This window comes from Vannielia sp. ABF1_015 (genome assembly GCF_056160745.1).
The window spans coordinates 626,907-644,938 of record NZ_JBSWXT010000001.1; the positions used below are offsets into that span (position 1 = coordinate 626,907).

Annotated in this window: 17 protein-coding genes; 14 read left to right on the top strand and 3 right to left on the bottom strand. The window is 64.5% G+C overall.

Annotated elements, in window-relative coordinates; genetic code table 11:
* Nucleotides 1-101 precede the first annotated feature (101 nt).
* Genes ACXAG6_RS03180 through ACXAG6_RS03200 form a run of 5 tightly spaced genes read left to right on the top strand, consistent with a single transcriptional unit; the run spans nucleotide 102 to nucleotide 4,645 of the window.
* On the top strand, nucleotides 102-1,154 hold the full coding sequence (locus ACXAG6_RS03180; RefSeq protein ID WP_475334946.1) for a LacI family DNA-binding transcriptional regulator: 1,053 nt from the start codon (nucleotides 102-104) through the stop codon (nucleotides 1,152-1,154).
* Between the two features lie 4 nt (nucleotides 1,155-1,158).
* On the top strand, nucleotides 1,159-1,893 hold the full coding sequence (locus ACXAG6_RS03185; protein ID WP_475334948.1) for a glycosyltransferase family 2 protein: 735 nt from the start codon (nucleotides 1,159-1,161) through the stop codon (nucleotides 1,891-1,893).
* Nucleotides 1,886-2,191 carry a lipid-A-disaccharide synthase N-terminal domain-containing protein gene (locus ACXAG6_RS03190; protein ID WP_475334951.1) on the top strand — a complete coding sequence of 102 codons (306 nt, stop codon included), beginning with the start codon at nucleotides 1,886-1,888 and terminating at the stop codon, nucleotides 2,189-2,191. The genes ACXAG6_RS03185 and ACXAG6_RS03190 overlap by 8 nt, the downstream gene beginning before the upstream one ends.
* On the top strand, nucleotides 2,181-3,644 hold the full coding sequence (locus ACXAG6_RS03195) for an ArnT family glycosyltransferase (protein WP_475334952.1): 1,464 nt from the start codon (nucleotides 2,181-2,183) through the stop codon (nucleotides 3,642-3,644). Before ACXAG6_RS03190 ends, ACXAG6_RS03195 begins: the two co-directional genes overlap by 11 nt.
* Nucleotides 3,641-4,645, top strand: coding sequence for an NAD-dependent epimerase/dehydratase family protein (locus tag ACXAG6_RS03200; protein WP_475334955.1), 1,005 nt, complete (start codon nucleotides 3,641-3,643; stop codon nucleotides 4,643-4,645). The genes ACXAG6_RS03195 and ACXAG6_RS03200 overlap by 4 nt, the downstream gene beginning before the upstream one ends.
* Before the next feature lie 95 nt (nucleotides 4,646-4,740).
* Here the strand turns inward: ACXAG6_RS03200 and ACXAG6_RS03205 are convergent, their stop codons facing one another.
* On the bottom strand, nucleotides 4,741-5,373 hold the full coding sequence (locus tag ACXAG6_RS03205; RefSeq protein ID WP_475334957.1) for a CAP domain-containing protein: 633 nt from the start codon (nucleotides 5,371-5,373) through the stop codon (nucleotides 4,741-4,743).
* A 171-nt stretch (nucleotides 5,374-5,544) separates the two neighbouring features.
* Between ACXAG6_RS03205 and ACXAG6_RS03210 the strand changes: the two genes are divergently transcribed.
* From ACXAG6_RS03210 to ACXAG6_RS03250, 9 genes are all read left to right on the top strand, one after another.
* Nucleotides 5,545-6,900 (top strand): UDP-glucose dehydrogenase family protein, encoded by a 1,356-nt coding sequence (locus ACXAG6_RS03210; protein WP_475334960.1) that lies wholly within the window; start codon nucleotides 5,545-5,547, stop codon nucleotides 6,898-6,900.
* A 21-nt stretch (nucleotides 6,901-6,921) separates the two neighbouring features.
* The gene (locus tag ACXAG6_RS03215; RefSeq protein WP_475334963.1) at nucleotides 6,922-7,581 is read left to right on the top strand and encodes a sugar transferase; all 660 of its coding nucleotides are present in this window, start codon (nucleotides 6,922-6,924) and stop codon (nucleotides 7,579-7,581) included.
* Nucleotides 7,582-7,818: 237 nt separating this feature from the next.
* A complete protein-coding gene (locus ACXAG6_RS03220; protein ID WP_475334966.1) occupies nucleotides 7,819-8,736 on the top strand; it encodes an NAD-dependent epimerase/dehydratase family protein in 918 nt (305 codons plus the stop codon).
* Between the two features lie 22 nt (nucleotides 8,737-8,758).
* Nucleotides 8,759-9,613 (top strand): dTDP-4-dehydrorhamnose reductase, encoded by an 855-nt coding sequence (gene rfbD / locus ACXAG6_RS03225; protein ID WP_475334967.1) that lies wholly within the window; start codon nucleotides 8,759-8,761, stop codon nucleotides 9,611-9,613.
* Nucleotides 9,614-9,674: 61 nt separating this feature from the next.
* Nucleotides 9,675-10,244 (top strand): dTDP-4-dehydrorhamnose 3,5-epimerase, encoded by a 570-nt coding sequence (gene rfbC / locus ACXAG6_RS03230; protein WP_475334970.1) that lies wholly within the window; start codon nucleotides 9,675-9,677, stop codon nucleotides 10,242-10,244.
* Nucleotides 10,241-11,278 (top strand): dTDP-glucose 4,6-dehydratase, encoded by a 1,038-nt coding sequence (rfbB, locus tag ACXAG6_RS03235; RefSeq protein ID WP_475334973.1) that lies wholly within the window; start codon nucleotides 10,241-10,243, stop codon nucleotides 11,276-11,278. The genes rfbC and rfbB overlap by 4 nt, the downstream gene beginning before the upstream one ends.
* A gap of 197 nt (nucleotides 11,279-11,475) precedes the next feature.
* A complete protein-coding gene (gene rfbA / locus ACXAG6_RS03240) occupies nucleotides 11,476-12,348 on the top strand; it encodes a glucose-1-phosphate thymidylyltransferase RfbA (protein ID WP_475334975.1) in 873 nt (290 codons plus the stop codon).
* An 88-nt stretch (nucleotides 12,349-12,436) separates the two neighbouring features.
* Nucleotides 12,437-13,606, top strand: coding sequence for an NAD-dependent epimerase/dehydratase family protein (locus tag ACXAG6_RS03245; RefSeq protein WP_475334977.1), 1,170 nt, complete (start codon nucleotides 12,437-12,439; stop codon nucleotides 13,604-13,606).
* Between the two features lie 178 nt (nucleotides 13,607-13,784).
* Complete coding sequence (locus ACXAG6_RS03250; protein WP_475334980.1) at nucleotides 13,785-14,756, top strand: glycosyltransferase; 972 nt, start codon at nucleotides 13,785-13,787, stop codon at nucleotides 14,754-14,756.
* A 44-nt stretch (nucleotides 14,757-14,800) separates the two neighbouring features.
* On the opposite strand, the gene ACXAG6_RS03255 is transcribed toward ACXAG6_RS03250, so the two are convergent.
* Nucleotides 14,801-15,616, bottom strand: coding sequence for a hypothetical protein (locus ACXAG6_RS03255; RefSeq protein WP_475334981.1), 816 nt, complete (start codon nucleotides 15,614-15,616; stop codon nucleotides 14,801-14,803).
* A complete protein-coding gene (locus tag ACXAG6_RS03260) occupies nucleotides 15,613-18,009 on the bottom strand; it encodes a rhamnosyltransferase WsaF family glycosyltransferase (RefSeq protein ID WP_475334984.1) in 2,397 nt (798 codons plus the stop codon). Before ACXAG6_RS03260 ends, ACXAG6_RS03255 begins: the two co-directional genes overlap by 4 nt.
* Between the last annotated feature and the right edge of the window lie 23 nt (nucleotides 18,010-18,032).

The window sequence follows — 18,032 nt, forward strand, 5'->3', positions numbered from 1 at the left end:
GGCTGGTGGGTTTCACCCACCCTACAGCCTGCCGCAACTGCTTGGAGTGGCGGGAATAAGGCGGTAAGCAGGGAGAAAGACCCGTTGAAAGGCCCGCTCCGTTGAACCAGGACGCCCCCAAGCCCATCCCGCCGCGCCGCCCGCTGACCCTGAGAGATGTGTCCGAGGCCTCTGGCGTCAGCGAAATGACGGTGAGCCGGGTGTTGCGCAACCGGGGCGATGTGAGCCAGGCGACGCGGGAGCGGGTGTTGGAGGCGGCCAAGCGGCTGGGGTATGTGCCCAACAAGATTGCCGGCGCCTTGGCCAGCAGCCGGGTGAACCTTGTGGCTGTGGTGATCCCCTCGCTTAGCAACATGGTGTTTCCCGAGGTGCTTACGGGCATTGGCACGGTGCTGGATGACACCGAGTTGCAGCCGGTTGTGGGCGTGACCCATTACAAGCCCGAACGGGCCGAGAAGGTGCTTTACGAGATGCTGTCGTGGCGCCCGAGCGGGGTGATCGTGGCTGGGCTGGAGCATACCGATGCCGCCCGGGCGATGCTGGCGAACGCAGGCTGCCCGGTGGTGGAGATCATGGATGTGGACGGTGAGCCGATCGACTCCATGGTGGGCATTTCGCACCGCCGCGCGGGGCGGATGATGGCCGAGGCGATTGCCGGGGCGGGCTACAAGAACATCGGGTTTGCGGGCACGAAGATGCCGCTGGACCACCGGGCGCGCAAACGCTTTGAGGGCTTCACCACCGCGCTGGCCCGGGCCGGGCTGGAGGTGCGGGACCGGGAGTTTTATGCCGGTGGCTCGGGGCTCGCCAAGGGGCGCGAGATGACGGAGGCCCTGCTGGCTCGCTCGCCGGAACTGGATTTTATCTATTATTCCAACGACATGATCGGCGCGGGCGGGATGCTGCATTGCCTGACATCGGGCATCAACATCCCCGAAGAGCTGGGGCTTTCGGGGTTTAATGCCCTCGAGATGCTGAGCGCGTTCCCGCAGAAGCTGGCGACGATGGATGCCTGTCGGCGCGAGATTGGCGAGGCCGCGGCGAAGATTATTGCAGACCGAACAGCCAGCGGTGATCTGGCCGGCGAGGGTGGCGGCACAGTGATTGAGCTGGAGCCGGTGCTGGCGCTGGGCGACACGCTGAAGCGGGGCTGAGGTGATGAGCGCGCCGCAGGTGTCGGTGGTGATCCCGATGATGAACGAGGCCGAGAACGTTGCGCCGCTGATCGGGCGGATCGTGACGGCCTGTGGGGATGTTGAGTTTGAGGTTGTTGCCGTGAATGACGGCTCGACCGATGGCACCGGCGAGGAACTGCTGAAGCTGGCGCGCGACGATGCGCGCGTGCGGGTGTTGCAGCACCCAAAGCCTGCCGGGCAGAGCGCGGCGGTGCATTCGGGAGTGAATGCCGCCCGCGCGCCGATCTGCGTGACACTGGACGGCGACGGGCAGAACCCGCCCGATGAATTGCCGAACCTCTATGGCCCGCTCTTGGCCGACACCACCGGCAAGCTGGGGCTTGTGGCCGGGCAGCGGGTGGACCGGCAGGACACCGCGAGCAAGCGCTGGGCGAGCAAGGCGGCGAATGGGCTGCGTGCGCGCATTCTGAAGGATGGCACGCGTGACACCGGTTGCGGGCTCAAGGGCTTTCGGCGCGATGCCTTTCTTGGTCTGCCGTTCTTCAACCACATGCATCGCTACCTGCCAGCGCTGATGCGGCGGGACGGCTGGGAGGTGGCGCATGTGGATGTGAGCCATGCCGAGCGTGCTGCGGGACAGAGCAAGTACAACAACCTTGGTCGCGCCCTTGTGGGCATTTACGACCTGATCGGCGTGGCCTGGCTGATCCGGCGGCGCAAGACGCAGGTGCCGACCGAGGTGACGCCCGATGTTTGAGTGGCTTTTTGCGGTGCTCCATGTCGAGACATGGGTTGAGTTCTGGTGGGTGGTCATCGGGCTTGGCGGGCAGTTGCTGTTCACCGCGCGGTTCTTGGTGCAGTGGATCGCCAGCGAGCGGGCGCGTGCCTCTGTGGTGCCGGTTGCCTTCTGGTATTTTTCGATCGGCGGCGGGCTGATCCTGCTGGCTTATGCGCTGTATCGCAAAGACCCGGTGTTCGTGCTGGGGCAGGCGATGGGGCTCTTTATCTATGTTCGTAACCTCTATCTGATCCATGTCAGCAAGCGTGAAGCCTGACGGCGCCGGATGGTTTGGCCCCGCGTTTGCGGTGGTCGCGGCGCTGGTGATCTTTCGCCTCGCGCTGCTGCCCTTTGCGCGGGCCGAGGTATTTGTGGACGAGGCGCAATACTGGCTTTGGGGGCAGGAGCTGGCCTTTGGCTACTACTCCAAGCCGCCGATGATTGGCTGGTTGCTGCGCGGCGTGACCGAACTGGCGGGCAGTGATGCCGCCTTTTGGCTGCGCGCCCCGGCGGCGGTGCTGCATGGGGCGACGGCGCTGCTGTTGGCGGGCCTCGCGGCGGAGCTGGCGGACAGGCGCACGGCGATCATCGTGGCGGCGAGCTACATCACCTTGCCGCTGGTGGCGGTGGGCAGCTTTTTGATCAGCACGGATACGGTGATGTTCCCCTTCCTTGCCGGGGCGCTCTGGGCTTGGGTGCGGGTGATCCGCGAGCAGAGCCGGGGCGCGGCGGTGCTGGCCGGGGCGCTGGTGGGGTTGGCGGTGATGAGCAAATACGCGGGGCTCTATTATGTGCTTTGCGCGGGTCTGGCGGCGGTGTTTGTGCCCGGCGCAAGGGTGCGCTGGAGCGATGCGGGGCTGGCGCTGGTAGCGCTGCTGATCCTCATTTCGCCTAACATCATCTGGAACATCCAGAACGGGCTTTCGACGTTGGAACACACCATGGACAACGCCGATTGGGTGCGTGATCCGGGGGCGCGGGCCGGGTTGAACTGGGCGGCGTTGGGGGAATTTGCGGGCAGCCAGTTTGTGGTGTTCGGGCCGGTGCTGCTGGTGGGCCTTCTGTGGTCGGCGGTGAAGAGGCGCAGCGCGATGCTGCTGTGGTTTGCCCTGCCGATCCTCGTGCTGGTCTGCGGGCAGGCGCTGCTTTCGAAGGCCTATGCCAACTGGGCGGCTGCGGCTTACCTCGCGGGCACCATTGCCGCCGTGATCACGGTGCGGGGCTGGGGGCGTTGGGCGATGGGGGTGAGCCTTGCGCTGGGCGCGGGGTTCGCCGTTGTGCTGGTGCTGGCCACAGTGTTTGCGCCGGTGCTGCGGCTGGGCGACGGGCCGCTGCTGATGGAGCGTTACCTTGGGCGGATCGCGATGAGCTCGGCCATCGCGGCGCGGGCCGAGGCCGAGGGCGTTTCGGTCGTGGTGGCCGATGACCGCGATGTGCTGGCCGACCTGTTCTATCGCATCCGGGGCCGGGGCGTGGCGGGCAAGATCACTGGGCTGGAGGCCTACGCCCGGCCCGAGCGGGGCCGCCCGCCAAACCATTACGTGCAGAGCCATGCCTTTGCGGGCAGCCCCGGCGATGTGCTTTACGTCAGCCGACGTATCGTGCCGCCGGCCTGTGAGGGGGCCGTGGCGCTGGAGGCGATTACACCCGGAGAGGGGGCGTTTCGGCGCAGGCCGCAGACTGTCTGGCGGGTGCCGGGCGATTGTTGGACAGAAGGAGCCATACCATGACGCGCACCGCCCTTGTGACCGGTTCTGCCGGGTTTATCGGCTCGCATATCGCCCGCCGCCTCTTGGATGATGGCTTCAGGGTGATCGGGCTGGATGCGATGACCGATTACTACGATGTCAGCCTCAAGCAGCGGCGGCATCAGCGGTTGTTGCAGAGCGAGGGGTTCAGCGCCGTGGAGGCGCGGCTGGAAGAGCCGGGGCGGCTGGAAGAACTGATGGAAGAGCACGCGCCCGAGATTGTTATCCACCTCGCGGCGCAGGCGGGGGTGCGCTACTCGATCGACGCGCCGGAGAGCTATGTGGAGGCCAACCTGATTGGCACCTTCCGGCTGCTGGAGGCGGCGCGCGCCCATCCACCGGCCCATATGCTGATGGCCTCGACCTCTAGCGTTTACGGGGCGAATGAGGCCATGCCCTATGGCGAAACTGACCGCGTGGCGCATCAGATGAGCTTTTACGCCGCGACCAAGGCCGCCAATGAGGCGATGGCGCACAGCTATGCGCATCTTTACCACCTGCCTGTCACCATGTTCCGCTTTTTCACCGTTTATGGCCCGTGGGGGCGGCCCGATATGGCGCTGTTCAAGTTTGTGAAGTCGATTCGGGCTGGAACGCCGATCGACGTTTACAACCATGGCAAGATGAAGCGGGACTTCACCTATATCGACGATCTGGTGGAGGGTATCCGGCGGCTGGTGGATGTGCCGCCGGAGAGCGGGGCGCCGGTGGGCGAGGCAGACAGCCTTTCACCCGTGGCGCCGTGGCGCGTGGTGAACATTGGCAACGCCGCGCCGGTGGAGCTTGGCGCCTTCATCGAGGCCATCGAAGCGGCGCTGGGCCAGCGGGCGGAGAAGAACATGATGGACATGCAGCCCGGCGATGTGCCTGCGACCTGGGCCGATACCCGCCTGCTTACCGATCTGGTTGGGGCGATGCCGCAGACCAGTTTGCAGGATGGCGTGCGTGCCTTTGTCGATTGGTACGACAAGCACTATGCCTGAGCACGGCCTGAGCGCCCGGCAACGGGCGGGTGCGGAGGCTTAGATGGGCAGGCAATGGGCCAGAGCCGGGGGCCCATTGCGTTGAGGTGCCCTGCCTATCCGGCGAAGTTCTGGGCGATGTAGAGCGAGCCGCAGGCCTTGCCTCGGGGGTCGAGGGCAATGGCGGAGGCGGCCATCTTGTACTTCCGCGCGAGAATGTTCACCCGGTGGTCGGGAGAGTCCATCCAGAGCGCCACGGTGTAGCGGGCGAGTGAGCCGTAGCTGTGCCGCCCGATGGGCGTTCCGTCAGGCGTGGTGAACTTGCATTGCGCGGCGTTGGTGATCTTGTAACCACGCTGGCCCTCAACCTTGTAGAGCGCGACGCGGGCAATGTTCTCGGAGCCGCGGCGGACCTTGAGGCCAGAGGCCAGAATACGCGCCTTGACGGTTGCCCGGCCCGGCCGGGTGGACTTGTGGCTCAGCGTGCTTTTAGAGGCCATCCAGTTGGCGTGTCCGAAGGCCGTATCCCGCAACGGGGCCGCGCCTGCCAGCCGGGGAAGGCCCCTTTGGCACCGCTGATAATTTACCTCTACCGCAATCACCGCGTCCAGCAACGGCTGGTCAAGCCGCGCCGGGTTGATTGGGTTTTCCGCACCGGCCACATCCCCCCGGATGCAGCCGCTTGCAGTCGTTGACAGGCTCGCCACTGTCATCATGGCCCCGAAGGCCAGGCGAAATGCCTTGTGCATTGGTTACCTCAAGCGTCTGGCCCCCACCATCTGCTCTGATCTCAGCCAACCCTTTCGCTTGGGCGATTTTAAGGCGCGAATGAGGAAACTCGGATGCACAAGTTGCATTTTCCCGCCGCTCCCGCCATTGAGAAAACCGTCATAGCCGCCGCGCGGAAGGATTGTTGAACCATGAAGATTGCAATGATTGGCACGGGCTACGTTGGCCTCGTCTCAGGTGTGTGTTTTTCGGACTTCGGGCATGAGGTTGTTTGCGTTGACAAGAACCCCGAGAAGGTGGCGCAGCTGAAGCGGGGCGAGGTGCCGATTTACGAGCCCGGCCTTGATGTGCTGATGGCAAAGAACGTGGCCGCCGGGCGCTTGAGCTTTACCGAAGAGTTGGCCCCTGCCGTGGCGGGTGCCGATGCGGTTTTCATCGCCGTGGGCACGCCCACCCGCCGGGGCGATGGCCATGCCGACCTGACCTATGTGTTCGCCGCCGCCGAAGAGATCGCCCAGTCGCTCGACGGGTTTACTGTGGTTGTCACCAAGTCGACGGTGCCGGTGGGCACCAACCGGAAGGTTTATGAGATTATCGCCAAGACCTGCGAAGAAGGCAGCTTTGACGTGGCTTCCAACCCCGAGTTCCTCCGCGAAGGCGCGGCCATCGACGATTTCATGCGGCCTGACCGCGTGGTGGTGGGCGTGGAGACGGAGCCGGCCAAGGCGGTGATGGGCGATATCTACCGCCCGCTGTTCCTGCGCGATTTTCCCATTGTCTACACCGATCTGGAGTCGGCTGAGATGATCAAATACGCGGCCAATGCCTTTCTCGCTACGAAGATCACCTTCATCAACGAGATCGCCATGCTCTGCGAGCGTGTTGGCGCGGATATCAAGTCTGTCTCCAAGGGCATGGGCCTTGATGGGCGGATCGGGAACAAGTTTCTCCACGCGGGGCCGGGCTATGGCGGCTCCTGCTTTCCGAAAGACACCAAGGCGCTGGCCCGGATCGGGCAGGACCATGCGGTGCCGCTGGAGATTACCGAGGCCGTCATTGCCGTGAACGAGGACATGAAGCGCCGGATGGTGGAGAAGTTGCGCGATCTCTGCGGCGGTTCCTTTAACGCCAAGAAGATCGCCGTGCTCGGCGTGACCTTCAAGCCGAACACCGATGACATGCGCGAGGCCCCGAGCCTCACCATTGTGCCCGCGCTGGTGGGCGGTGGTGCCGAGGTGCGGGTGGTGGATCCGCAGGGCCGCCGCGAGGGCGAGGCGTTGTTGCCCGGCGTCACGTGGGAAGAAGACCCTTACGCCGCCGCCGAGGGCGCGGATGTGCTGGTGCTGCTCACCGAGTGGAACGAGTTTCGCGCGCTCGACCTGTCGCGTGTGGCCGAGTCGATGGCGACCGCGAACATGGCCGACCTGCGCAACATCTACTCCGCGGAAGATGCGCGGGATGCCGGGTTTGATGCCTATGTCTGCGTTGGACGCCCCGATGCGGAAGGCATGCAGGACAAGCCGGATCTGACCGCAGTGGCAGGCTGAGGCAAAACGGGGGCCGGGCCGGTGAATGCGGGCAAAAGGGCCTTTGACATCATCTTGGCGCTGGCCCTGCTGGTGCCCGGGTTGCCACTGATGGCCCTGCTCTGGTGCCTTGTTGCCCTGAAGGACGGACTGCCCGCCTTTTACACCTCCGAGCGGATGCGAGCGCCGGGCCGGCCATTTCGACTGTACAAGATCCGCACCATGAGGATTGCGCAAGGTGGGCCGGAGAGGGGGGTATCCGGTGGCGACAAGGCCGGGCGGATCACCCCGCTGGGTCGAACATTGCGCCGCTTCCGCTTTGACGAATTGCCGCAGCTCTTCAACGTTCTGAAGGGCGATATGAGCTTTGTCGGCCCGCGCCCGCCGATGCGGCAGTATGTTGAGCAGTTTCCCGAGCTTTATGGTGAGGTGCTGAAGAGTCGGCCCGGTATTACCGGCCTGGCCACCATCATGCACCACAGCCACGAGGAAAAACTGCTGAAGAACAGCCGGTCGGCAGAGGAGACCGAGGAGATTTATGTGAAGCGATGCGTGCCCCGGAAGGCCGCGATTGACCTGCTCTACAGCCGGCGGCAGAGCTTTTGCTTTGATCTCTACATTCTTTACCTGACGATGGGGAAGCTGATGTCTCTCCCCGGGGCGCGGCTGCAAAGGCTGCGGGCCAAGGCCGCGCGGGTGTGAGCCGCTGCCGCCAGAGAATGAGTTTGGTTAACCCTATCTAGATACTCTGGCGATATTCCAACCACGAACAGTGACCGGGACGGGCCAAGGGCCTTGTCCGCAGGTTGAGGGCCCGGTGGCGGGCTTGATTGAAGGGCGTTCGCGCCACGGTGGGGCTCTGCGCCATTGCCGGGTGACGCGGCCTTGCGTGGACGTGCGTGTGAAAATGGAGAGCAGAATGCCGGGCTGGGCCGTGGGATGAAACTGGTGATCACAGGTGCGCTGGGCTTCATCGGCCAGAACCTTGCACGATATCTCCGCGCCTCAGAGCTGCCCTGCACCCTGATTGGGATCGACCGCTACAGCGATGCCGGGGCGGAAGAACGTGCGGTGTTCGACACGCTGCACATCGGCTGCTTCACCAGCGATACCGCCCTTGCCCTAGCGGCGGGCGCAGATGTTGTTGTTCACCTAGCTGCGCAGGCCTCGGTGCAGCAGAGCATGATCGACCCGCTCGGCACCTATGAAAACAACGTGGCCCGCAGCCATCGGCTGATTGACCATTTGCGCAGGCACGCACCGGGCGTGCACTTTATCTTTGCCTCAACCGGGGCCGTTTCGCAGGATGAAGGGCCGATTGATGAGCGGGCCAGCGCCAACCCGGCCTCGCCCTATGGCGCCTCGAAGCTGGCCACCGAGGCCCTGCTGCGCGCCTACAGCAGCACCTGGGATTTCACGGCGCTGACGCTGAGGTTTTCCAACGTCTATGGCCCATATTCAAGGCGGCAGGGCGGGGTCATTCCGCAGTTTTGCCGCAAGGTGCTTGGAGATGGTCGGATCACCGTGAACGGCGATGGCCGGCAAACGCGCGATTACATCTATGTTGATGATATTTCGCAGGCGATTGTCACCGCCATCGAGACCCGCGCCAAGGGGCTTTATCAACTTGGAACGGGGGTTGAGACCCCGCTGATGGGTGTGGTGGAGATCTTCCGCAGCCTCTGCGCCCGACACCCGCCGCAGCTGGCCAGAGGCCCGGCGCTGTCGGGTGAGATCAGACACAACTGCGCCAATATTGCCCGGGCCACGGCCGAGTTGGGCTTTGTGCCACGCCACAGTATACACGACGGCATCGCCCGGACGTTACGGTGGTATGAATCGGAATATGTAAGCTAGCCGGAACGGGGAGCTGCGACAGATGAAGTTGCTGGTGTTCGGAGAAACCGGACAGGTCGCGCGGGAGATCGCCGCGCTCGCGGGCGAAGACCTGACGATAGAGACTGTGCCACGAAGCCGTGCCGATTTTGCCGAGCCTGATGCGGCGGCGCAGGTGGTTGCGCAGAGTGATGCGGATGCGGTGATCAATGCTGTGGCCTATACGGCGGTGGACAAGGCGGAAGAGGAAGAGGCGCTTGCGCGGCAGATCAATGCCGTGACGCCGGGCGCGATTGCGCGGGCTTGCGCCGGGAAGGGCCTGCCCTTTGTGCATATCTCGACCGACTATGTCTTTGACGGAAGCGGGACCACGCCGCGCAGCCCCGACGCCGCGGTTGCCCCGCTGGGGGCCTATGGCCGCACCAAGCTCGCCGGAGAAGAGGCGGTGCGGGCGGCGGGCGGCGTTTATGCCATCTTGCGGACCTCTTGGGTGTTTTCGGCCCATGGCGCCAACTTCGTGAAGACGATGCTTCGGCTGGGCGCGGAGCACGAGCGGCTGACCATCGTGGATGACCAGCGCGGTGGGCCAACCGCAGCGGCGGATATCGCAAGGGCCTGCGTGGCCATGGCCCGGGCGCTGACGGAAGCGCCCGAAAAGAGCGGCACCTATCACTATTCCGGCGCGCCGGATGTGAGCTGGGCAGAGTTCGCCCGCGAGATATTTGCCCGCGCGAAGCTTCCTTGCGAGGTCGCGCCGATCCCCAGCAGCGACTACCCGACGCCCGCCGCCCGCCCGCTGAATTCGCGGCTCGACTGCCGCGCCAGCGAGGCAACATTCGGCCTGCCCCGCCCCGATTGGCGGGTGGCGCTGGACAGGGTGCTGAGCCAGCAGACGTGACCTGAACTTCCGTGGCCGAAACGCCCGGGCAACCGCAATTCGAGCAGCAGAGCGACGCAACGTGAAGATCGAAGAAACTCCCCTCCCCGGTGTGCTTGTCATCACCCCGTCCCGGTTTGGCGACCATCGCGGCTTCTTTGCCGAAACCTATTCGCAGCCCAAACTTGCCGAGGCGGGTGTGGAGATGGTGTTTGTGCAGGACAACCATTCGATGAGCCGTGAGGCCCCCACCCTGCGCGGGCTGCATTTTCAGGCGCCGCCGCGCGCGCAGGACAAGCTGGTGCGTTGCGGTCGGGGCGCTCTGTTTGATGTGGCGGTGGACATCCGTAAGGGCAGCCCGACCTATGGCCAATGGTATGGCGCGGAGCTGACCGAGGATAACGGCCGCCAGCTTCTGGTGCCGGCGGGCTTTGCTCATGGCTTCGTGACACGGGTGCCGGACACCGAGATCATCTACAAATGCACCGACACTTATGCCCCCGACACCGAGGGCGCATTGCTGTGGAGCGATCCGGACATCGGGATCGACTGGGGCCTTGGAGGCGCAGAGCCGGTGCTATCGGAGAAAGACGCGGCGGCGGCCCGGCTCGACGGCTTTGACAGCCCGTTCATCTGGGAGGGCGGCGCATGAAGCTGCTGGTGACAGGAGGCGCGGGCTTTATTGGCTCGGCGGTTGTGCGGCGCGCCATCCGGCAGGGCCATGAGGTGGTGAACCTCGATGCGCTGACCTATGCCGCCTGCCTCGAAAACGTGGCAAGCGTGGCAAACCACCCGGGCTATCGCTTTGAGCATGCCGATATCCGCGACCGGCCCGCGCTGGATGCGATTTTGGCCCGGCACCAGCCGGATGCGATCATGCATCTGGCCGCCGAGAGCCATGTGGACAGGTCGATCGACGGCCCCGCGACCTTTATCGAAACCAATGTGCTCGGCACCTTCCACCTGTTGGAAGCCGCTCGCGCCTATTGGCAGGAGCAGGGGCGGCCCGAGGCGTTTCGGTTTCATCACGTGAGCACCGATGAGGTGTTTGGCTCGCTGGGCGCGGAAGGCCAGTTTACCGAGACCACGCCCTATGACCCGCGCAGCCCCTATTCGGCCTCGAAGGCCAGCTCCGACCATCTGGTGCGAGCTTGGCACGAGACCTATGGCTTGCCGATGGTGATGACCAATTGTTCCAACAATTACGGGCCTTTCCACTTCCCCGAAAAGCTGGTGCCAGTAGTGATCCTGAACGCCTTGGAGGGGCAGCCGATTCCGGTATATGGGCGCGGCGAAAACGTGCGGGACTGGCTCTATGTGGAGGACCACGCCGATGCGCTGCTGACGGTTATCGAGCGCGGCGTGCTGGGCCGAAGCTACAACATCGGCGGCGAAAACGAGGCGCGCAACATCGACCTTGTGCGGATGATCTGCGCCATTCTCGACGAGGCCCGCCCGGCACAGCGGCCCCGCGAGGAGCTCATCGCCTTTGTGGCCGACCGGCCCGGCCATGACCTGCGCTACGCCATCGACCCGAGCCGCATTGCCTCAGAACTCGGCTGGCGGCCCTCGGTGACCCTTCGCGAAGGGTTGGAGAAAACCGTGGCTTGGTATCTGGCAAATGAAGCCTGGTGGCAGGCGCTCCGCGACCGGGACGGTGTGGGCAAGCGGCTGGGAACCGGATGAGGCAAGCTGCGGCCCGGCCTGGGCAAATCGCGGTGAACAAGCTGGGTGACATGACCGACGCTCGGTAATGAACACCCTGCCGCATCCCCGACCTGATGGTTGTGGATTGGTTAAGACGGGACGAAGCGCACAGAGGGCGCTGACGAAATAGCCGGCGCGGGCCCAAGGTAAGGGCGGACCGGCAAGAGAGGTTTGGAATGGGCGAACGCAAGGGTATCATTCTGGCCGGGGGCACCGGCTCGCGGCTTTATCCGATCACCATGGGTGTGTCGAAGCAGCTGCTGCCGATCTACGACAAGCCGATGATCTACTACCCGATTTCCGTGCTGATGCTGTCGGGCATCCGCGATATCGCGGTGATCACCACGCCGGAAGACGCCGAGCAGTTTCAGCGCCTTCTGGGAGATGGCAGCCAATGGGGTGTGTCCTTTACCTACATCGCGCAGCCCTCGCCCGACGGGCTGGCGCAGGCCTTCATTCTGGCGGAAGACTTCCTCGCCGGTGCGCCCTCGGCGCTGGTGCTGGGGGATAACATCTTTTTCGGTCACGGGCTGCCCGAACTGCTCCACGCGGCGGGCGACAAAGGCACGGGCGGCACCGTTTTTGGCTACCGGGTGGCGGACCCGGAGCGCTATGGCGTGGTGGATTTTGACCCGGGCGGCAAGGTGCGCTCGATCATCGAAAAGCCGGAGACGCCGCCCTCGAACTACGCTGTCACGGGGCTTTACTTCGTTGATGGCACGGCACCCGAGCGAGCGCGGCAGGTGAAGCCATCGGCGCGTGGCGAGCTGGAGATTACAACCCTGCTGGAGAGCTACCTTGCCGATGGCCAGCTGGACGTGGAGCTGATGGGCCGGGGCTATGCCTGGCTGGATACCGGCACCCATGGCAGCCTGCTGGATGCGGGCAATTTTGTGCGCACGCTTGAGCAGCGGCAGGGGTTGCAGACCGGCTCGCTCGAAGAGATCGCCTTTTCCCTCGGTTGGATCACGCGGGAGCAGCTGATTGACCGCGCGAAGCTCTTTTCCAAAAACGAATATGGTGCCTATCTGCTTGGCCTGCTTAATTAATCCGCCCGCCCACAGGATTTCCTTTATTGCTGCCTGTTGTCGCCGCAATACTGCGCCATAGCCCCTGCGAGGCGCTGAGGAGCAGAGCATGAAGATTGTTGTTTTGGGTGGAGACGGGTTTTGCGGCTGGCCGAATGCGCTGCATCTGTCGGCGCGCGGGCATGATGTGACAATCGTCGACAACCTCTCTCGCCGGAAAATCGACATTGAGCTGGAAGTGGAGAGCCTCACGCCGATCCGCCCCATCGGGGAGCGGCTGCGGGTGTGGAAGGAGTTGACGGGCCGCGAGATTGGCTTTCATGACTTCACGGTGGGCGAGCACTATCACCGGCTGCTGACCCTGTTTGCCGAGGAAAAGCCGGATGCGGTGATTCACTTTGCAGAGCAACGCGCCGCGCCCTATTCGATGAAATCCAGCGCGCACAAGCGCTACACGGTGTCCAACAACCTCAACGCCACCAATGATGTGCTTTCGGCCATCGTGGAAAGCGGACAGGATATTCATCTTGTGCATCTTGGAACGATGGGGGTGTACGGCTACGGCACCGCCGGGATGAAGATTCCGGAGGGTTACCTGAAGGTGAAGGTGGACACGCCGGAGGGGCTGACGGAAACCGATATCCTCTACCCCACCAACCCCGGCTCGATCTACCACATGACCAAGAGCCAGGATCAGCTGTTCTTTGCCTTCTACAACAAGAACGACGGGGTGAAGATCACCGACCTGCATCAGGGCATCGTCTGGGGCACGCAGACGGAAGAGACGGCGCGGGACGAGCGGCTGATCAACCGGTTCGACTATGATGGCGATTACGGCACGGTGCTGAACCGCTTCATCATGCAGGCGGCGATCGACTATCCGATGACGGTGCATGGCACCGGCGGGCAGACGCGGGCCTTTATCCACATTCAGGACACGTGCCGCTGCATTGAGCTGGCGCTGATGAACCCGCCGCAGACCGGCGAGCGCGTCAACATTCTGAACCAGATGACCGAGACGCACCGCGTGCGGGATCTTGCGCAGTTGCTGCAAGAGCAGGTGGGGGCCGAGATTGCCTATCTGGAAAACCCCCGCAAGGAAGCGGCCGAGAACGACCTGCATGTGGCGAATGACCGGTTTCTCGGCATGGGGCTCGATCCGATCCGGCTTTCCGAGGGGGTCATCGCGGAAGTGCGTGAAATTGCGCAGAAGTATGCGGGGCGCTGCGACAGGTCCAAGATCCCCTGTGTGTCGACCTGGACGCAGGACCGTTCCTAGAGCCGCATTAACCGGCTTTTCACGGCTGTCTGCAAAACTCCGAAGAGCAAGAAAGCTGCCTGCGTCGAGGCGAGGGATGGGCGATTGCGGCGGCGTGCTGCCGCAAGTCCGTGTTGGAGAACGGGCCAGTGCTCGCCCGGGCGGCTTTGCGGAGTGGAACTAGGGTTTGGGGCTGGCCATGTTGCAGGCAACGCCGGAATGGCAGACGGCAGTTTCGGGATATGCGACGCGGGCCGATTGGCCGCCTGTGACCGTGTTGATGGCGGTGCATCGCGGCGCGGCGCATCTGCCCGACCAACTCGACAGCCTGACCGATCAGCAGCACAAGAACTGGGCCCTCGTTGCCAGCATTGATGGCGAAGATGACGGCTCGGATGACATCCTTGAGGCCCACCCCTCTGCGGCTCGGATCACCCGGATTGCCGGCCCCGGGCGGGGTGCTGCGGCGAATTTTTTGCACCTGATGCGGGAGGTCGAGCCGGGGAGCTACTGGGCCTTCTCTGATCAGGATGATTTTTGGCTTCCGCACAAGCTGGGCCGGGCGGTGGAGCGGCTTGAGGACATGCCGTGGAACACGCCAGCGATGTATCATAGCCGGAGCCTTGTTACCGATGGCGGGCTCGACAATCATCGCCTGTCTGCCGCCCGCCCCAGGCCCCCGAGCTTTGCCAACGCGCTGGTGCAGAACATCGCCGGTGGCAACACCATCGTGCTGAACCCGGCTGCCAGTCGCCTTGCTCATGCCGCCTCGCATGACGTGGAGGATGTGGTGGTGCATGATTGGTGGCTGTATCAGCTGATCACCGGCGCGGGCGGCACCGTGATTCATGACGACGCACCGAGCCTGCTGTATCGCCAGCACGGCGACAACCTGATCGGCGCGAACGATGGCATGCGCGCCCGGGCGAGCCGGCTGCGGATGGTATTGGATGGCACCTACAAGACCTGGATGGAGGTGAATCTCGCCGCCCTGCAGGCCTGTGCCAAGTATTTCACCCCCGAGAACCGCAGCCTGTTGCGCCGATTGGTCATTGCCCGACACCAGCCGCTGGCTGTGCGCATGAAGATGCTGCGCAACGTGGGCATTCACCGACAAACGCAATTCGCCAGCTCGGTGATGTGGCTTTCGGTGATCTTCGGGCGCCTGTAAGCGGCGCCCGCTCTCCCGATTTGCGGTCGCCCCCGCCGCGCGCGTCAGGCGGGGGGCGCTTGATTGTCGTAGCCAAACTCTTCGCGCAGGGCCTGATTGTGCCGCTCAAACACGGCCTCGATCCAGGCGATGCGCTCTGACGTTCGGCCTGCGTCGGGTTTGGAGGGCTCGTGCAGCGCCTTCTTTACGGCGGTGACGATCTCTTTCGGGGCCTCGCCGAGCCGGATCATCTTGGCGATGCGGTCGCAGTCTTCGGTGCGCAGGGAGGGGTTGGTGAGATCGCGGGGCACCTCCCAATCCAGCGTGGCCCCCTCCAAGAACGGCTCGATGGTGGTGCGGATCGCGCGGTGGCTGGCGAGGGTGAAGCGCGCCTCCGGCAGGGTCGTTCGCCATGCCTTCATCCAGCCACGGGGGTTCATCTGGCGAGCGCGGGAGACAACGAACTGCTCAAAGCTCTTGCCGCCGTAGGGGGCGGCGGAGGCGATGAAGGTGCGAAAGTGCTGCTTCATCATCTGCGAGTAATCGCCGAAGATGTATTCGTTGAAGGGCCGTGTGAAGGTGACAATCTCCACCTCTGCGCCCAGCTTTTCCACCGCGCGGGCAAAGGGCCGGGCCTTGGAGCCGAGGCTGATGAGGTCTTCGAAGGAGAGCACGAGCTTTTGATGCGGGCCAAAGAGGGCCTCCAGCCGTGCGGCCCCGGCGCGTTCGATCCCCTCGGCATTGCCGGGGTGTCCCTTGCCGTCATGCGGGTAGGCAATGCCTGCCTTCGCGAGGGCCTGCTGATTGCGCAGGAGCACCTGCTGAAGATAGGTCGATCCGCATTTGTGCATACCGATGTGAAGAAGAATGGAGCGGGTCATGCGGCGGCCTCCGATTTGGTTTGCACCTGCGAGAGCAGGTTAGAGAGCTGGTCCATCATCTCGTCGATCGGCAGGCCGAGTGGCGAGAGGTCGATATTGCGCTCGGCGTCAGGCACCGGGCCTGCGGCCCAGGCGTGGGACAGGGCGGCAGAGAGGCCCTCCGCCGTGGGCTGGGGCGAGAGGATTGCGGGAGACAGCCGCGAAAGATCCTTGCTGCCGTAGGTGTTGGTGACCACACGAACGCCAGAGGCGGCCATTTCGATTGGCGGGTGGCTGGGGTGCGGGGAGAGCATGAGCGAAAGCCCGAGGTCGACCGAGAGCAGGTAGCCCGGATAGTCCTCCCACGGGAGTTTGCCGAGGCTGGTGAGGCGGGCCCCGGTGGAGAACTCGACCGGATCATGCTGAAGCCCGACCGAGACAAGCTCGATGTCATCGCGGCCCAGCCCCTCGGCCACCACGAAGCGCTCCAGCGCCTCGATGGCCATCGGATACATGTTGCGCTCCACCTCGGGCCGACCGTAGAGCGCCAGCCGCCGTGGCCCGCTGCGGGCCGGGCGGGTGCCGGTGCTGTAGCGCGTAACCTCGATGGAAGGGCGGAAGGCCAGCGCATCCGGGGCGCAGAGGCCGAGATTGGCGCAGTGATCGCGCAGGAGCGTGGTGTTGAACACCGGCAGATAATCCATGCCATAGCTCTCGGCCGCTTCGGCAAAGGTGGTGCCCCAAGCGTAAAAGTTGGGCTCGTAGTCCTGAATCAGGTAGATGAAACGCCACTGCCCCATGTTGTATTCCTTGGTCAGGCTCCGGGCGACATGGGCTGTCCACCATGCGGTGGCGAGGAAGTAATCATCAATGTGCTGCGAGATTTCCGGCCCCTCGGGGCCGCTGGTGTCGCCGGTGATGCCGCAATGGAGCGATATCCGAGAGGCGGTCTCGGCCCCGCCATTGCCAATGCGGCCCTCGACGAAGGCGCGAGAGGCTGCGGCGTTGGCAATGGGCAGGTCGGTGGCGATCATCCGGACCCTGTGCCCGCGCGCGGCGAGGCCGATGCCGATGTCTATCGCGGTGGCGATGCCGGCAAAGGCCTCGGTGGGGTTGAGCGTGGGCACCAGTAGGGTGAGCGCGGGCTCCGGCGCATCAAACCGGGGCCGCCAAGAGGGCAGTTTGCGGGTGTCGATAAAGCTCGACGCGGGTTTGCTGCGTTGCTGGGGCGGCGGGGCGGGCTCCAGCGCCAGCTCCTTGATGATCACGTTGCCGCCGCTGTCGAGCTCGGGGGGTGCGACGCCGGGTGACAGCCCGTAAAGCCGCGTGTCGAAGCGGCCAAGGGACTCATTGAGCCCGCTCTTGAGCGCCTCACGCAGCGAAAGCCCGAGCCGCCCGGCGGTGATGGTGGCGTGGCACATGGAAGTGCGGGCCAGATCAAGCCGCCCGAACAGCAGGAGGCGCGCGGCATCAGCCACCAGCGGCAGGCCAATCCCGCGCCGTCGCAGGTAGGGCTTGAGCGCTTGAGTGTTGGCGGCATTGGGCGCAAGCCGCCCGGCGAGCACGAACTCGGAGATGCGGGCCTGCACCGATCTGGCGAGGTAGCGGGCAAGCGCATAGCTGGTGGCACGCCGCCGCCCCCAGGACCAGAGCGCCTTGCGCCCGAACTGTGGGCGCCACCCACCCCGCCCGCGCTGCAGGGCGCCGATGGCGTTGCCCTCGTGCTGGCGGTAGTCGACAAGCGGCTCATCCAACACCACCACCCGCCCCCGTGCGGTGGCCAGAAGCCCAAGCCACAGATCGTGATAGAAGTGCACGCCCGCCTGCGCCGGAAAGGGCAGCGACAGCTCTGCCAGCTCGCGCCTGAACAGCATTGTCATCCCGGTGACGTTGTTGCGCAGCAGCAAGTCGCGAAGGCCGGGCTTGCGTTGCCGCCGCTCCATCGCGAAAAGCGAGGGATGCATCACCGTTCCGGCGGCATCGACAACCCGGGCGTCGGAGTGCACGAGGCTGACGCTTGGATCATCGAGCGCCACGGCTCCGCGCTCCAGCTTGGCGGGGTGCCAGATGTCATCCTGATCGGAGAAGGCGATGAGCGCGCCGGGGGGCGTTTGCTCGGTTGCGGCGGTGAGCCCGGCGGCAAAGGCGCGGGGTGCATCGAGCCCCTGCTCGGGCACGACAAGCGAACACTCAAGCCTATGGCGGCTGGCGATCTCTTGCACCAGCGGCCCTGATTCCAGATCGGCGATGACGGCGATCAGCAGCGAGGGGCGCAGGGTTTGGCGCGCGATGCTTGCAACCTGCGCTTCCAGTTGAGTGTGGTCGGGGCGAAACACCGCCATGATGACTGCAACGTAATCCTGCCGATCCGACGCATCCGCGATTCCCTCGGTTGTGCCTGTCGGGTATGACAAGTCAGAACCGCCGGTAGGGCGGG

Bases quoted from the DNA above. Each gene is read 5' to 3' on its own strand.
- rfbD (WP_475334967.1), top strand. From the start codon at position 8,759: ATGAAGTTGCTGGTGTTCGGAGAAACCGGACAGGTCGCGCGGGAGATC.
- ACXAG6_RS03220 (WP_475334966.1), top strand. From the start codon at position 7,819: ATGAAACTGGTGATCACAGGTGCGCTGGGCTTCATCGGCCAGAACCTT.
- rfbB (WP_475334973.1), top strand. From the start codon at position 10,241: ATGAAGCTGCTGGTGACAGGAGGCGCGGGCTTTATTGGCTCGGCGGTT.
- rfbA (WP_475334975.1), top strand. From the start codon at position 11,476: ATGGGCGAACGCAAGGGTATCATTCTGGCCGGGGGCACCGGCTCGCGG.
- ACXAG6_RS03200 (WP_475334955.1), top strand. From the start codon at position 3,641: ATGACGCGCACCGCCCTTGTGACCGGTTCTGCCGGGTTTATCGGCTCG.
- ACXAG6_RS03255 (WP_475334981.1), bottom strand. From the start codon at position 15,616: ATGACCCGCTCCATTCTTCTTCACATCGGTATGCACAAATGCGGATCG.
- ACXAG6_RS03250 (WP_475334980.1), top strand. From the start codon at position 13,785: ATGTTGCAGGCAACGCCGGAATGGCAGACGGCAGTTTCGGGATATGCG.
- ACXAG6_RS03245 (WP_475334977.1), top strand. From the start codon at position 12,437: ATGAAGATTGTTGTTTTGGGTGGAGACGGGTTTTGCGGCTGGCCGAAT.
- ACXAG6_RS03210 (WP_475334960.1), top strand. From the start codon at position 5,545: ATGAAGATTGCAATGATTGGCACGGGCTACGTTGGCCTCGTCTCAGGT.
- ACXAG6_RS03185 (WP_475334948.1), top strand. From the start codon at position 1,159: ATGAGCGCGCCGCAGGTGTCGGTGGTGATCCCGATGATGAACGAGGCC.
- ACXAG6_RS03190 (WP_475334951.1), top strand. From the start codon at position 1,886: ATGTTTGAGTGGCTTTTTGCGGTGCTCCATGTCGAGACATGGGTTGAG.
- ACXAG6_RS03205 (WP_475334957.1), bottom strand. From the start codon at position 5,373: ATGCACAAGGCATTTCGCCTGGCCTTCGGGGCCATGATGACAGTGGCG.